14 protein-coding genes are annotated in these 14786 nt (G+C 73.4%); 7 read left to right on the forward strand and 7 right to left on the reverse strand.

The features are described 5' to 3' along the window. Positions 1–70 precede the first annotated feature (70 nt). The 3 genes from SMA5143A_RS39225 to SMA5143A_RS39235 form a co-directional block, all read right to left on the reverse strand. Positions 71–2461 (reverse strand): SpoIIE family protein phosphatase, encoded by a 2391-nt coding sequence (locus SMA5143A_RS39225; protein WP_107467569.1) that lies wholly within the window; start codon positions 2459–2461, stop codon positions 71–73. 105 nt (positions 2462–2566) lie between these two features. After that, a complete protein-coding gene (locus tag SMA5143A_RS39230; RefSeq protein ID WP_181362238.1) occupies positions 2567–3343 on the reverse strand; it encodes a peptidoglycan-binding domain-containing protein in 777 nt (258 codons plus the stop codon). A gap of 79 nt (positions 3344–3422) precedes the next feature. Next, positions 3423–4676, reverse strand: coding sequence for a sensor histidine kinase (locus SMA5143A_RS39235; protein WP_107467604.1), 1254 nt, complete (start codon positions 4674–4676; stop codon positions 3423–3425). Positions 4677–4837: 161 nt separating this feature from the next. Between SMA5143A_RS39235 and SMA5143A_RS39240 the strand changes: the two genes are divergently transcribed. The 4 genes from SMA5143A_RS39240 (at position 4838) to SMA5143A_RS39255 (ending at position 9086) form a co-directional block, all read left to right on the forward strand. Next, positions 4838–5206 (forward strand): hypothetical protein, encoded by a 369-nt coding sequence (locus SMA5143A_RS39240; protein ID WP_107467570.1) that lies wholly within the window; start codon positions 4838–4840, stop codon positions 5204–5206. Positions 5207–5224: 18 nt separating this feature from the next. Continuing rightward, a complete protein-coding gene (locus SMA5143A_RS39245; RefSeq protein WP_107467571.1) occupies positions 5225–5908 on the forward strand; it encodes an ABC transporter ATP-binding protein in 684 nt (227 codons plus the stop codon). Positions 5909–6324: 416 nt separating this feature from the next. After that, positions 6325–8331 carry an FtsX-like permease family protein gene (locus SMA5143A_RS39250; RefSeq protein ID WP_107467572.1) on the forward strand — a complete coding sequence of 669 codons (2007 nt, stop codon included), beginning with the start codon at positions 6325–6327 and terminating at the stop codon, positions 8329–8331. Between the two features lie 71 nt (positions 8332–8402). Beyond that, on the forward strand, positions 8403–9086 hold the full coding sequence (locus SMA5143A_RS39255; protein ID WP_107467573.1) for a response regulator: 684 nt from the start codon (positions 8403–8405) through the stop codon (positions 9084–9086). A gap of 29 nt (positions 9087–9115) precedes the next feature. On the opposite strand, the gene SMA5143A_RS39260 is transcribed toward SMA5143A_RS39255, so the two are convergent. After that, positions 9116–9508 (reverse strand): PPOX class F420-dependent oxidoreductase, encoded by a 393-nt coding sequence (locus tag SMA5143A_RS39260; RefSeq protein WP_107467574.1) that lies wholly within the window; start codon positions 9506–9508, stop codon positions 9116–9118. A gap of 78 nt (positions 9509–9586) precedes the next feature. Beyond that, on the reverse strand, positions 9587–10222 hold the full coding sequence (locus SMA5143A_RS39265) for an HAD family acid phosphatase (RefSeq protein ID WP_107467575.1): 636 nt from the start codon (positions 10220–10222) through the stop codon (positions 9587–9589). Between the two features lie 263 nt (positions 10223–10485). Between SMA5143A_RS39265 and SMA5143A_RS39270 the strand changes: the two genes are divergently transcribed. From SMA5143A_RS39270 to SMA5143A_RS39280, 3 genes are all read left to right on the forward strand, one after another. Continuing rightward, positions 10486–11328 carry an SAM-dependent methyltransferase gene (locus tag SMA5143A_RS39270; protein ID WP_107467576.1) on the forward strand — a complete coding sequence of 281 codons (843 nt, stop codon included), beginning with the start codon at positions 10486–10488 and terminating at the stop codon, positions 11326–11328. Next, a complete protein-coding gene (locus SMA5143A_RS39275) occupies positions 11325–11846 on the forward strand; it encodes a GNAT family N-acetyltransferase (RefSeq protein WP_181362240.1) in 522 nt (173 codons plus the stop codon). The genes SMA5143A_RS39270 and SMA5143A_RS39275 overlap by 4 nt, the downstream gene beginning before the upstream one ends. A 98-nt stretch (positions 11847–11944) precedes the next feature. Next, positions 11945–13318, forward strand: a complete 1374-nt coding sequence (locus SMA5143A_RS39280; protein WP_181362241.1) for a S1 family peptidase — start codon at positions 11945–11947, stop codon at positions 13316–13318. A gap of 45 nt (positions 13319–13363) precedes the next feature. On the opposite strand, the gene SMA5143A_RS43335 is transcribed toward SMA5143A_RS39280, so the two are convergent. Together SMA5143A_RS43335 and SMA5143A_RS39285 are read right to left on the reverse strand one after the other, a co-directional pair. After that, positions 13364–13534: a hypothetical protein gene (locus SMA5143A_RS43335; protein WP_167738864.1), complete on the reverse strand. Its 171-nt coding sequence runs from the start codon at positions 13532–13534 to the stop codon at positions 13364–13366. Positions 13535–13594: 60 nt separating this feature from the next. Continuing rightward, complete coding sequence (locus SMA5143A_RS39285; protein ID WP_107467578.1) at positions 13595–14785, reverse strand: ROK family transcriptional regulator; 1191 nt, start codon at positions 14783–14785, stop codon at positions 13595–13597. Between the last annotated feature and the right edge of the window lies 1 nt (position 14786).

Here is a 14786-nt window from a genome sequence, read left to right on the forward strand (position 1 = left end):
GCGCGTGGGGGGGCACCGCACGGCGGTGAGGCGGTCGGGGGCGGCGCGATGCCGTCCCCCGACCGTCGTCTCAGGGGGCCGGCGGCAGCGCCTGTTCGGCCCAGATGGTCTTGCCCGCGCCGCTCGGGCGGCTGCCCCAGCGGTCGGTGAGCTGGGCGACGAGGAGCAGGCCGCGGCCGCCCTCGTCGAAGGTGCGGGCCCGGCGCAAATGGGGTGAGGTGCTGCTGGCGTCGGACACCTCGCAGATGAGGGTGCGGTCGCGGATGAGCCGCAGCTCGATGGGGGCGCCGCCGTAGCGCATGGCGTTGGTGACGAGTTCGCTGACGACGAGTTCGGTGACGAACACGGCGTCCTCCAGGCCCCAGCGCACCAGCTGGTCGGTGGCGAGCTTGCGCGCGTCGGCGACCAGCGAGGGGTCGTCGGCGAAGCTCCAGACGGCCACCTGTTCGGCGTCCAGGGCACGGGTGCGGGCGAGCAGCAGGGCCACGTCGTCGGCGGGGGTGTCCGGCAGGAGGTCCCTGAGCACGGTGTCGCAGGCGCGCTCCAGGCTGCCGAGGGGCCCGCTCAGGGAGGCACGGAGTGCGGCGGTGCCGGTGTCGACGTCCCGGTCCCGTGCCTCCACCAGGCCGTCGGTGTAGAGGGCGAGGACCGAGCCCTCGGGCAGGTCCAGCTCCGTCGACTCGAAGGGCAGACCGCCGACGCCCAGCATCGGTCCGGCCACCACGTCGATGACGTCCACCTGGCCGTCGGGCCGTACGACCACGGGCGGTACGTGGCCCGCCGAGGCGATCGAGCAGGTGCGGGCCACCGGGTCGTACACCGCGTACAGGCAGGTGGCGCCGATCTCCCCGCCGCCGCTGTCGTCGCCCGCCGCGAGGTGTTCGACGAGGTCGTCGAGGTGGGTGAGGAGTTCGTCGGGCGGCAGGTCGACGTCGGCGAGCGCCCACACCGCCGTGCGCAGCCGCCCCATGGTGACCGAGGCGTGGATGCCGTGTCCGACGACGTCCCCGACGACCAGGGCCACCCGGGTCCCGGACAGCGGGATCACGTCGAACCAGTCGCCGCCCACTCCGGCCTGCGACAGCGCGGGCAGATAGCGGGAGGCGAAGTGGACGGCCGCCTGGCCCGCCACCGCCCTCGGCAGCAGGCTGCGCTGGAGGGCGAGCGCGGTGGAGCGTTCCCGGGTGTACCGGCGGGCGTTGTCCACGCAGACGGCGGCCCGGCTGCACAGCTCCTCGGCGAGGATCATGTCGTCCTGGTCGAAGGCGTCGGGATGCTCGGGGGTGAGGCTGCGGACGAACACGGCGACGCCGAGGGTCGTGCCGCGCGCCACGAGCGGTACGGCCATGAGGGACAGTTCGTGCTCCGTGGTCTCCCGGAGCTTGGCCGAGCGGGCGTCGTGCCGGGCGAACCAGGTGTCGAGGTCGTGGTCGCCGGTCCTCGCGAGGACGGGCTCGCCGCTGAGGAGGGCGCGGGCGGGCGGCGAGGAGGGCGGATAGAGGTCGGCGGAGCCCAGGCCGATCGCCGCCTCGGGGACGCCGGGCGTGGCGGAGTGGTGGGCGGCCCTGCGCAGTTCGACGCCGCCGTCGACCGGGCCCATCTCGGGTTCCTCGCCCTGGAGCACGGACTCCAGGAGGTCGACGCTGGCGAAGTCGGCGAGCCGGGGCACGACCAGTTCGGCGAGCTCGCGGGCCGTCCGGACCACGTCGAGCTTGGTGCCGATGGATCCGGAGGCCTCGTTCAGCAGCGCCAGGCGCTGGCGGGCCCGATGCTGCTCACTGCTGTCGAACGCGGCGAGAGCGGTGCCGATCAGGGCTCCGGTGCGGTCCCGCACCGGCCACATCTCGAGGTTCCAGGCGTGCATACGGCGGCCGGACGGTGAACGGGTCCAGCTCTCGTAGTGGACCGGCCGGCCGGTCTCCACGACCATCTCCAGGTGCCGCAGGAAGCCGCGGCTGTGGTCGGCGTCGTCCACGGTCGTCGCGTAGTGCCGGTGCCGGAACTCGGACTCCGACCGGCCCATGACCCGGCACGCCGCGTCGTTCATCCGCAGATAGCGCTGCTCCGTGTCGAAGACCGACATGGACATGGACGCCTGCTGGAAGGCCAGCTCACCGAGGTCGCTGTCGGGCGGGTTGGGACCCGCGACCACGACGAACCCCCGCCGGCCGTCGGTCCCGCCCAGCAGGGGCACCATCCGCACGGCCGTCCGCTGCGGCCGGCCGTCCCGGTACCGCAGGGTCAGCAGCGTCTCGCCGCGCGTGAGCAGCGCCCGCCGGGCCGTCGTCGCGTCCTCTTCGACCAGGTCGGCCGCCGGCTGTCCGACGACGTCGGCGGCGGTGTACCCGGTGAGCCGGCGCGCGCCCTCGCTCCAGTCCGAGACGAGGCCGTCGGCGTCGACCACCGCCATCGCCTCGCCGGCCGCGGCCGCCCGACGCGCACCGGACGCCTTCGTCACCATATGGCCAGGATGGTCCGATCGTGGCGGGGCAACAACCCGGATGGGCCGGGGCCACAGGGCCCGGAACCGCCGTGCGGCGGGCGGTTCCGGTCCCGGCGGGTGTTCCTAGGCCGTGGTGCGGGATTCGAGGTCCTTGCGGGTGTCGTCGCCGTACACGCCGGTCTCGTCCCCGCGGATGCCGTACCAGAGCTGGAACCGGGCGACGGCCTCCCTGAGGACGACGTCGTACTCACCCGAGGTGGGGCCGTTGTCGTACACGTTGGGGATGCGCCGCAGGCGCTGCTGGAGTTCGGAGACCTCGGGGCCGCTGTCGCCCTCGCGGAGGGTGCCGGGCCCGTCGGGGTCGGCGGCGGCGTCACGGGCCGGGGCGGAGGGGGCGGGGGCGTCGGCGGCCGGTGCCGACGGGGCCGGGGTGGTGGGGCGGGCCTCGGGCCGGGCCTCACCGCCGGGGAGGAGCAACGCGGCGCCGAAGCCCAGGAGGGCCGCCGCGCCGACGCCGACGACGACCGCCGCGCGTTTGAGGCCCGCTCCCCCGCCGGGTGCCGGGCGTCTCCTCGGCCGCCGCTCGCGGCGCGGGGCGGCGCCGGTGGCGAAGTCCTCGCCGACCCGCACCGGCGGGAGTTCCTCGGTCTCGTACTCGTCCGTCCGGGGCAGGAGCCGCCCGGGGGCGGGTTCGGGGTCCGGTGCCGCCGACCGGTCCGGGGCGGGTGCGGGCGGCACGGCGACGGTCTCGTACTCCTCCTTGGGAGCCGTCGTCCCCTTGTACAGCTCGAACTCACGCAGCAGCTCCGCCAGGGCCTCGGTCCGGCGGCGTCGCATCACGTACGTGGGTTCGATCGTGGGACGCTTCGTCGTCTGCCCTGGTTCGGGCGGCATCGACACGCTGTTCTCCTTCCGTGCGAGCGGTCTCCCGCCATCCCCGTGAGGAGATACGGGCGGACCGGGCGGAGGGTTCAGCTCATCAGCCCCTCGGCGCCGCGGACGGGAGCACGGCGACGACCTCCCAGCCGGGCCCGTCGGCGCGGCCGCGGGCCTGGATCCGGCCGCCGAGCGCGGTGACGCGTTCGCTGAGCCCGACCAGTCCGAAGCCGCCGCCCCGGGCCGCCTCGGGCAGCACGGCCCCGCCGCGGCCGTCGTCGCGCACCGAGACCTCCAGGGCATCGTCGGCCCAGCGGAGGGCGACGGTGACCTCGGTGGCGTCGGCGGCATGGCGGCGGACGTTGGTCAGGGACTCCTGCACCACGCGGAAGGCGGCGGCCTGCACCTCGTGGGGCAGGTCGTGCGGGACCGAGGGATCGTGGTGGAGCAGGGCCGTGCGGCCGTCGACGCCGCCGACGCCGTCGAACCCGCGCACCAGGTCGTCGATGCCCGCGAGGTCGCCCACCGGCCGCCGGTCGACGGCCGCGGTCCCGGTCCCAGTCCCGTCGTGTTCCCGCAGGACCCCGACCGTGCGGCGCATCGACGCGAGCGCCTCGGTCGCGGCCCGTTCGATGTCCGCGAGGACGGGGTCCAGCCGTTCGGGCCGGTCGGTGCCCATCATCCGCGCGACCTGCGTCTGGACGAGGATGCCGGTGACATGGTGGGCGACGAAGTCGTGCAGGTCGGCGGCCATGGCGAGCCGTTCGGCGCGGCGGGTCTCGGTGACGGCCCGGGTGCGGCGGTGGTCCAGGGTGCGCAGATAGGCGGCGAGACCGGCCGTGATCCCGGTCAGCAGCAGAAGCAGCGCCAGCACACCCAGGGCGCTGTCCTCCCAGTGGACGAAGAGGTACGGCAGCGGCAGCGCGAGCAGCACGACGCCGTCGAGCACTCCGCAGGCCAGGGCCCAGCCCGGGGTGCAGGTGCGGACGGCGACCATCAGCAGGGACAGCAGGACAGCCGCCTGTCCGGGGCCGAAGCCGCCCTGTCGGCCGGTGGCGATCAGCGTCAGCACGTTGGCGGCGGCGACGAGCGCCGGGACGCCCGCCCGCAGCTGCGGGGTGAGCCAGTCCGGCCGGTGGCGCACGGGCCACAGCAGCGCGGCGAGGCCCACCAGCAGGGAGAACAGGTGCAGCCAGAGGAAGCCGGTGTGGTCCTCGCCCCCGAGGACGAGGAAGTCGGTCCCGCAGGCCGGCAGCAGGACGACGATGCCGCCGACGCGGAGGCAGCCCCGCCGCGCGGCCCGCGGCGGCGAGCCGTCGCCGCCGGCGGATTCCTTGGTGTCGAGCGCGAGGTTCACGCGGATCACAGTAGGCAGCCGGTCCGTGCGCCGTATCGGCCGTACGGCCGAGGCAGGGCGCGCGGCGGGTGGGAACCCCGGCCGTTCGGCCGAGGTGGGCGCACGTGTCGCCGGGAGAGGTTGGAGCCACGACATCACCCTCCCGGCAAGGAGAGCACCCCATGAACCGCACACCCCTTGTGGTCACCGGCGCCGCCGTGGCGGCCGTGGCCGTCGGCCTCGGGGCCCTCACCTACGCGATGAGCGGCACCGAGTCGACCACCGGCCTCGACAGCGTCACCACCGCCACCGTCGACGGGCACAAGGCGTTGAGCGGCGACGTCGTCGCCGGCCGCACCCGGTCCAGGTACAGCCCGCTGCCCTGGATCGGCGGTGACATGTCCGTCGTCACGTGCCCCGACCTGAAGGCGGTGGCGGGCACGGAGGTGACGTGCGCCGGGAAGGACGGCGACGGCAAGGACGTCTCCATACCGGTCACCGTCGTCAAGGCCGACGCCACCAGCGTCACCTGGAAGTTCGAGCGCGCGTAGAAGGGGCCCACGCGGACCATGAGCACCGTCCTGGCCGGCAACGGCCTCGTCAAGAAGTACGGCACCACCACCGCCCTGGCGGGCGTGGACGTGGTGGTCGCCGAGCGCGAGTCCCTCGCGATCATGGGGCCCTCCGGCTCCGGCAAGTCCACCCTCCTCCATACGCTCGCGGGCATCGTCCGCCCCGACGACGGTCAGGTCCAGCTGCGCGGTGAGCGCGTCGACCACTGGGGCGAGAACAGGCTCAGCGCGCTGCGCCGCACGCGCTTCGGGTTCGTCTTCCAGTTCGGCCAGCTGCTGCCGGAGCTGCCCGCCGAGGAGAACGTCGCCCTGCCGCTGATGCTGGAGGGCGTGCCGCGCCGGCAGGCCGTGCGGCGGGCCCGCCGCTGGTTCGCGCCGCTCGGCCTCGCGGGTCTGGAGCAGCGCCGCCCCGGCCAGCTGTCCGGCGGGCAGGCGCAGCGCGTCGCGATCGCCCGCGCCCTGGCCGTCGAACCGGACGTCGTCTTCGCCGACGAGCCCACGGGCGCCCTCGACCAGAGCACCGGCGAGGAGGTCATCCGCCTCCTCACCTCCGTCACCCGCGACCAGGGCGCCTCCCTCGTCATGGTCACCCATGACGCCGACGTGGCCGCCCACTGCGACCGCGTCCTCCAGGTCCGCGACGGCCGGATCAGCGGCTACAGCCAGTACACGGTGGCCTGACCGGCCATCCGTGGCCCACCCGGCCGACCGGGGCCCGCCCTGGCCCGCCCCGGTTTCGTCGTGGCCCGCCCCGGCCCGCGGTCCGTCGTGGCCCGCCCCGGCCCGCCCCGGCCCACCCCGGGTCCGTCGTGGCCGCCCCGACCCGCCCCGTCCGTCGTGGCCCGCCCCGGCCCACCCCGGGTCCGTCGTGGCCCGCCCCGGCCCACCCCGGGTCCGTCGTGGCCCGCCCCGGCCCACCCCGGCCCGTCGTGGCCCGCCCCGGCTCGCTCCGGGGCGCGCCGGACCGCACGCCCGGCCCCGGACAACCACCGCACCCGCAGACGCACACGCGCCCGCACCCGCACCCGCCGGCCCACCGGACCGACCGACCCTCAGGCACGAGCACCGCCTCCCGCACCCTCTCCCGGAGACCCAGCATGCGCTCCTCCCCCGTCCTGTCGCTCACCTGGCACCTGGCCCGTTCCTCCGGCCGGCGCGGCCTCCAGAGCCATCTCCTCTCGGCCGCCGCCGCGGCGGTCGGCGCCCTCGTCCTCCTGCTGCTCCTCGCCTCCTACCTCGGTTCCGGCGTCCGCGCCGACCGCACGGCCTGGCGGCAGCCGGACGCCGTCGCCGCGCGGGCGGCGACCGCCGTCCAGACGACGGGCACCACGTTCGTCGACCACCGCCCCGTGACCGTCGTGTCGCTGGCCCGGCTGCCGGGCCGGGCGGCCACCCCGGCCCCGCCGGGTCTGGACCGGTTCCCCGCCCCCGGCCAGGTCTCCTTCTCCCCCGCGCTGGCGCGGCTGATGAAGGAGCTGCCCGCCGAGCGGCTCGCGGACCGCTTCCCGTCCGGCCGTGACCACGGCACGATCGGCGTGGCCGGTCTCGCCGCCCCCGAGGAACTGGTCGCCGTGATAGGCCGGGCGCCCGAGGACCCCGCGATCACCCGCGCGCCGGAGGGCGGCGACTTCGACACGCTGGACGCCCACGCCCTGATCTCCGACTTCGCCGGGACGAAACCCAGCACGTTCACCGCCTTCGACCAACCGGCCACGCTGCTGGGCGGGGGCTTGCTCGTCGTCCCGGTGGTCGTGCTGGCCTCGGCGGCCGGGCGGCTCGGGGCCGCACGGCGCGAACAGCGGCTGGCGGCGCTGCGGCTGGCGGGAGCGACACCGCGGCAGATCCTCACGATGACCGGCGCCGAATCCGCGGCGGTCGGACTTTCCGGGGCGTGCGCGGGCGCGCTCGCCTACGTGGTGCTGCTGCCGCTGCTGGCGCGGATGCCCTATGGCATCGGGACCTGGTACACGGGGCAGTTGTGGGTCGGCCTGCCCCGGCTGCTGGCGACGGTGGCGGCCGTGGCGGTGCTCACCTCGGTCAGCGCGGTGACCACACTGCACGGGGTGGCCCGCTCCCCGCTGGGTGTCGCCCAGCAGGCGAACCCGCGCCGGACGCGGCTGATCCGGCTGGTGCTGTTCGTCGCGATCGGGCTGTACGTGGTGGTCCGCGCCCACGGCGGCGAGCTGACCACCGGCCAGGCCCTCGCGCTGGTCACCCTGGTGTACTCGGCGTTCTGGATGCTCGGCCCCTGGGTGGTCGACATGCTGGGCCGGCTGCTGAGCCGCTTCGCGCGGGGCCCTGCGACGCTGCTGGCCGCACGCCGGCTCAGCGACGATCCGCGCGGCGCCTGGCGCACCGTCAGCGGGCTCGTGCTGGCAGGTCTCGTCGCCGGGTTCTTCACCGTGGGCCAGGTCGGCATCATCGGCACGGGCTACCCCGGCCAGGTCGCGGTGCGCGCGGCCGACTCGTCCCCCCGTGAACTGGCGGCGCGGGCAAGGGAGGCGCTCGCCGAGGCCGGGGTCCGGGCGAGCGTACGGACGGTGAGCGAGGACGACTTCGACGGGCTGCTCACCGGCGAGGCGGGCATCGTGGCCCGGGTGCGCGGCGGTGACGCCGAGCTGGACACCGCCTTGACGGCGCTGTCCTCCCTCTCCCCGGGCAACCTGCCCTTCACCGAGCAGTACGCCAACGCCGAGAACGACGCCGTCACCCGCGGCATCGGACAGATGGGGCTCGCGGTCCTGTCCCTGGGCTTCCTCGTCGCCGCCGCCTCGGCCGGGCTCACCGCGGCGGCCACCGTCCTCGACCGGCGCCGGGTGTACGGCCTGCTGCGGCTGGCCGGGACCCCGCTGAAAGTGCTGGACCGGGCGCGGATCCGGGAGACGGCGCTGCCGCTGGTGGTCCTCGCCGGGGGGACGACGGCGACCGGGATCTACGCCGGTACGAAGCTCAACGAGGCGTTCCACGTGGAGGCGGACTCCGCGGGTGTCCTGCGGCTCGTGTTCTGCGTCGGCCTCGGCACGGTCACCATGTTCGCGGCGCTCGCCGGGAGCAGGCCGCTGCTGCGGAGGGTGACGACGGAGCGCTCCCAGGACCCCGACTGAGCCGGACCGTCCCTCTCGCCCCCCTCCTCCCCCTCGTCCCTTTCCTTCCTCCTCTCAGGCATGATGCGCGCATGAACGACCGCAGCCCGATCCGGGTCCTGATCGCCGACGACCAGGACATGGTCCGCACCGGCTTCCGCTTCTTCCTCGACGCGCAGCCGGACATCACGGTCGTCGCCGAGGCCACCGACGGCGAGGCGGCCGTGCGGCTCGCCCGTGAGGTGCGCCCCGATGTGTGCCTGCTGGACATCCGCATGCCGAAGCTGGACGGACTGGAGGCCACCCGGCTGCTGGCGGGGCCGGGCGTGGCCGAGCCGCTGCGGGTGGTCGTGGTGACCACGTTCGACCTCGACGAGTACGTGTACGGGGCGCTGCGGGGCGGCGCCTGCGGCTTCCTGCTGAAGGACTCGGGGCCGACGCTGCTGGCGGAGGCGGTGCGGGCGGCCGCGGTGGGCGACTCGCTGGTGTCGCCGTCGGTGACGGTCCGTCTGCTGAAGCACGTCACGGCGGAGACGGAGCGTGCCGCCGGGGCCGAGGCGCCGCGCACCCGGGAGCCGTTGACCGACCGCGAGCTGGACGTCGTCCGGCTGGTGGCACTCGGGCGCACGAACGCCGAGATCGCCGCATCGATGTTCGTGTCCCTTTCCACGGTCAAGACCCATCTCGGCAGCATCCAGCTGAAGCTCGCCGCCCGGAACCGCGTCGAGATCGCCGCGTGGGCCTGGCGGACGGGCCTCGCCGACGACGGTGCCTGACACACGGTCGGGGCATCCGGCGTCAGGCGTCAGGCGTCAGGCGTCAGGGTGACGCGGATGCCGAGGGTGCCGTCCGTGCCCCGGCGGAGCCGGCTGCCCAGGAGGGTGAGGCGGCCGAGGACGCCGTACTTGCGGGCGATGAGCCGGCGGTAGGCGGCTGAGCCGGCCGCGTCGAGGATCTCGGCGCGGGCGGGGACGGAGTCCCCGGTGGGATTGCCGCGGACGTCGCAGGGGCCGACGACGACGTCGGCGCGGTTGCGGATCCGCTTGACCTTCCAGGAGTCGGCGACCGTCCAGACGCCGAGCGCGTCACCGTCCCGCACCACCCACACGGGGGTGGGGACGGCGGTGCCGTTCTTGCGGTAGGTGGTGATCAGCAGGTACTTGCCCGCGCCGAGCGCGTCGAGTGTGGTGTCGGCCATGGGCGGAGTGTAGGGGTACGGCCGCCGGTCGGACCGGCGGCCGTACCGCGGTGAGCGGCTCGCGGGGGTGGGGCCGCGTCAGTCGAGCAGGCCGTTGTAGTCCGGGAGCTTGAACGTGCGCTCGGCGTGGCCGCCGACGAGGTCGGTGGTGTTGTTGCCGACGTTCGCGATGATCGTGTAGCCGTCCGACTCGATGTCCGCGCGGGAGGCGGTCTTGTAGGCGGAGACCTCGGCGAACAGATCGGGCAAGTCACGGACGTAGAGGCCGTCGACGGGGTAGCCGACGGACTTCAGGTTCCACTCGGTGATGCTCTCGATGATGCCCGGGCGGGCGGTGACGAAGAAGACGGAGACGCCGCGGGACTTGGCGTACTGGGCCAGCTGGAGGGAGGGCTTCAGCGCCGGGGTGGGCAGCTTGTACCAGGGCGTGTAGTGCGTCTCCAGCGTGGTGTTGTCGATGTCGAAGACGATGGCGAGCTTGCGCCCGGACGTGTTCGTGGTGCGCTGCTGCACATAGGGCGTCGCCGTGTCGACGACGGCCTTCACGTCCTTCTGCCAGGTGGCGTAGTCGACCTCGGCGGCCGCGGCCGCGCTCACCCCCGCCCGGCTCGGGGCGGCGGCCGCCGGCACCGCGGCGGTCAGCGAACCGCCCAGACCCAGGACGGCCACCGCGGCGACCGTCGTGACGCGGCGTCCCACACCGCTAGCTGTCATGTTCGTCCCCTTCGCATGTGAAAGCGGCGAGGTCGTTCCGAACCGTCGCCGCACTCGTCATGGTCATGCCCATCAGTGGCCGGGAGACTACCCGAGAGTTACTGATTGGTAGAGGGGTCGCGACGATCAAAAAACGGCGGACTCGGAGCAGGGACGGCATCCGGTCGCGGTGAAGATCGCAGAAGACTCGGCAAAGGCCAACCAACGGGTCTACATTGCCCGTTGACTCTGCTTGTGCCACAGAAGATCCAGGAGCTGATGCTGTGACGGACAACCCGGCAGCCTCGGATGACTTCCCCTCCTCCTCGCTGAACAGCCGTATCGTCACCACCCGGCCGGTCGCGGCGCGGATCTGGAACTACTGGCTCGGCGGCAGGGACTACTACGAGGTCGACCGGAAAGCCGGGGACGAGATCAGCCGGATGCACCCGAGCATCCACGACTACGCCCGCGCGGACCGGCAGTTCCTGGGGCGGGCCGTGCGTCATCTGGCCGCCGACGTGGGTATCCGGCAGTTCCTGGACATCGGCGCGGGGCTGCCCACCGCGGACAACACCCATGAGGTCGCCCAGCGGGTCGCGCCGGACGCGCGGGTCGTCTACGTCGACAACGACCCGCTGGTCCTGGTGCACGCCCGCGCCCTGCTGACCAGTTCGCCCGAGGGCCGCACGGACCATGTCGACGAGGACGTGCGCAATGTCGACTCGGTCCTCGAACACACCGCGCGGACCCTGGACCTGAGCCGGCCGGTCGCGCTGATGCTGCTCGACGTGATGGCGTTCGTCGGCGAGGACGAGGACCCCTACGGCATCGTGCGGCGGCTGATGGACGCCCTGCCCGCGGGCAGCCATCTGGTGCTGTCGCACACCATCACGGGGCCGGGGTGGGCGGATGTCGACGCGGCGGCGGCCTGGTGGAACGTGCACGGCACGCCTCGGCTGAAGCAGCGCACCCCGGAGGCGGTCACCCGCTTCTTCGACGGGCTGGACCTCCTCGAACCGGGCGTGGTGTCGTGCACGCGCTGGCGCCCGGAGAGCACCGGCGACGACACCGGGGAACCGGAGGAAGTGGCCATGTACTGCGGAGTGGGGGCCAAGCGCCGATGACGATCGACTGGGTTCGCCTCCAACTGGATGTCACCGACTTCGACCTGGGCCGTTTCCAGCCGTATGTCGACAAGTGCCGTACGGCCGGCGTCCGGCTGACCACGCTCTCGGAGCTCGGCGACACCCCGGAGCACCGCCGCGCCTTGTACGCACTCAACAAGGAGTGCTCGGCGGACATCCCGGGCCGCGGCACCTTCTACGACTACGACGAGTACCACCGGCTCCGCTTCGAGGTTCCCGCCTACGACCCCCGCGGTGTCGTCCTGGCCCTCGACGGGGGGACGTGGATCGGGATGGCGGCGACGTCGGACCGGCGCGCGTCCGGGTTCGTGTTCAACGAGATGACGGGGGTGCGGGCCGGCCACCGGGGGCGAGGCCTGTCCGTCGCGATGAAGACGTTCGGCATCGGCTTCGCGGGGATGTGCGGGGTCAGCCTGGTCCGCACGGTGCACCACCCGGACAACACCCGGGCGATCGCCATGAACCGGACGTTGGGGTTTGTCGACGCCGACTGGTGAACACGCGCCCGTCACCGCACGTATAGGGGAAGGGCGCTCAAGGACCGGACGCCCTCGCGGTGTTGACGCCGTGTCGTACGGGGTTCGGGAGCCAGGTAATGAGGCACGCACGACGACGAGTCGTGAAGCGAGTGGCACGGCTTGCGGCCGTGGGAGGACTGCTCTGCGGGGGCCTGATGGTCACCCAGGCGGCGATGGCGACCGAACCCACCACCTCCCCGCCCGCGACCCGCAGTTCGGTGCTGGCGGCCTCCGGAACGGGCACGGGCCTGGTGAGCAGACTCGGCTCCTCCCGTACGGCGGGCACCTGGATCGCCGACGACGGGCGCCCTGTCGTCGCGGTCACCGACGAGAAGGCGGCGGCCGAGGTGAAGGAGGCCGGCGCCCGCCCCAAGATGGTCCGCTACAGCGGCGAGGAGCTGAAGTCCGCCACGGCGGCCCTGCGGTCGGCGCCCCGCGTGCCGGGCACCTCCTGGGCCATCGACCCGGCCTCCAACGAGGTCGTGGTGCGCGCCGACAGCACGGTCTCCAAGGGTGACTGGGCCGAGCTGACGGATCTCGCCGAGGAGATCGGCGGCTCGGTGCGGATGGAGCGCACCAAGGGCGCGTACACGATGCGGCTCAACGGCGCTCAGCCGATCTTCGGTACGGGAGGACGCTGTTCGATCGGCTTCAACGTCACCGACGGGGAGAACGCGTTCATGCTGACCGCCGGGCACTGCGGCCCGAAGGGCTCGGTGTGGTTCTCCGACAACCAGGGCCGGGAGGAGATCGGCCGGACCGTCGAGTCGAGCTTCCCCGGCGCCGACTTCTCGCTCGTGCAGTACCTCAAGGACGCGCCGAGCAACGCGAGCAACGTCGTCGCCGTCGGTGACGGGCGCGGGGTGCGGATCACGGGGATCGGTGACGCGGCGGTCGGTCAGCGGGTGTTCCGCAGCGGCAGCACGAGCGGCTTCCGCAACGGTGAGGTGACCGGTCTCGACGCGACGGTCAACTATCCGGAGGGCACGGTCTCGGGGCTCATCGAGACCACGGTCTGCGCGGAGCCCGGCGACAGCGGCGGCCCGCTGTTCTCGGAGGGAGTGGCCCTCGGCGTCACCTCGGGCGGCAACGGTGACTGTGCCCAGGGCGGCACGACCTTCTTCCAGCCGCTGGGGGACGCCCTGGACGAGTTGAACGTCCAGTTGGCGGGTGTTCCGCAGGTCCAGGCGACCGCCGGTGCCGACGCGCCCTCCGACGACGGGGAGCAGGGGGCCTCCACGCCTGGGGCCGTGGAGCCGGGGGCGGTGGGGCCGGTGGACGCGTCCGGTGCCGCGTCGGATCTGATCGACCGGCTCGCCGACCCCCGCAATGTGGGTCCTGGCCTTCTGGTCGTCGCCGGGAGCATGGTCGCTCTGGCGGCGACCCGCTTCATCCGTACGGAACAGGACCGGCAGGCCTACCGCCGCCAGTACTCGCAGACGTGGGGCTGAGCGCCCCGTCACGATCAGCCACGAGTCAGCCGCGGCCGGGGGGAGCTACTGGGCCGCGGCCCACTCGAGGACGAGGCGCTCGTACTCGCTGCGCTGCTCCGTGTTCAATGTCCCGCCGCTCCGGAACCAGAGCGCCCGGATCTCCTCGTTGACCTCGGCGGCCGTGCGTACCGGTCTTTCCGCTCTTTCCAGGACGACATCAGGGGTAGTGGACATGGTGTAAACCCTATGTCGTCGGACGTGAAGCCGATGTGAGTAAAGATCCCAGTTCGGACATTACGGACCGTGAAGCTGATCACTCTGCGTGGAGGAGTCGGCGGCCCCCAGTACCAGGACCTGGATGGCGAGCACGGCGGCGCCGCGCGCCCAGTCATGGAAGTCGGACACCTTGGTCTCCAGAGGGACCGGGGCGGCGAGGGGGTGCCGGTTGGCGCGGACGGCGTCGTCCACCGCCCGGCCCGCGACCCCCATCAGCCCGACCCCTTCCCCGGCGAGCAGGATCTTCTGCGGCATGACGAAGTTGGCGATCTGGGCGACGAGCGTGCCGAGCGCCCGGCCGGCCTCGCCGATGACGCGCGCGCACATCGGGTCGCCGGCCGCCGCCCGCGCGAGGATCTCCTCGTACGTCACCTCGCGCCCTGTCGCCGCCTGGACCTGGTAGCGGATGGCCGGGATGGTGAGCATGGCCACGGCGCTGCCGCGTTCGCCGGTGGGGGTGAGCGGGCCGCCCGGGTCGATGATCCAGTGGCGTCCGAAGCCCCGGTCCTCCTCGCCGCTGCGGACCCGGGTGCCGCCGAGGACGAGTCCGTAGCCGAGGCCGGCGCCGATGGTGAGGACGACGAAGCGGTCGAGGCCGCGACCCGCGCCGAACCAGGTCTCGGCCTCGACGAGCGCGGCCACGTCGTTCTCCACGACCACGGGCAGGCCGGTGCGCTCCTCGACGAGCCCCGCGAGCGGGACGTCGCGCCACGACAGGAAGGGTGACTCGCCCACCACGGCCTGGTGCTCGACGAGTCCGCCGACACCGATGCCGATGCCCGCGAGGGAGGGGTGACGGCCGGCGAGTTCCCCGGCCATCTCGGCGAGCAGATCGGCGACCCGCTCCGGCTCGTGCGAGGTGAGCGGGCGGTCGTGCCGGGCGACGATGTCGCTCCTGAGGGTGGTGACCACGCCGTACACCATGTCGTCGGTGATCTTGAAGCCGAGGAAGGTACGGGACTCGGCGACGATGTCCAGCGGCTGAGAGGGACGCCCCTGCCGGGCCTCGGGGAGCGCGGCACCCTCGGCGGTCTCGACCAGGAGACCCGACTCGATCAGCGGTTTGGTCAGCCGGGTGAGGCTTCCCGCGGACAGACCGAGTCGACGGGCGAGGTCGGTGCGCGAGAGCGGGCCGTGCACGAGCACCTCGATCGCCACGGCGCGTTCTCCGGCGCTGAGCGGCAGCCAACTGGCAGCGAGAGCGGTCATG

The organism is Streptomyces sp. MA5143a (assembly GCF_900290235.1).
Lineage (GTDB): Bacteria > Actinomycetota > Actinomycetes > Streptomycetales > Streptomycetaceae > Streptomyces.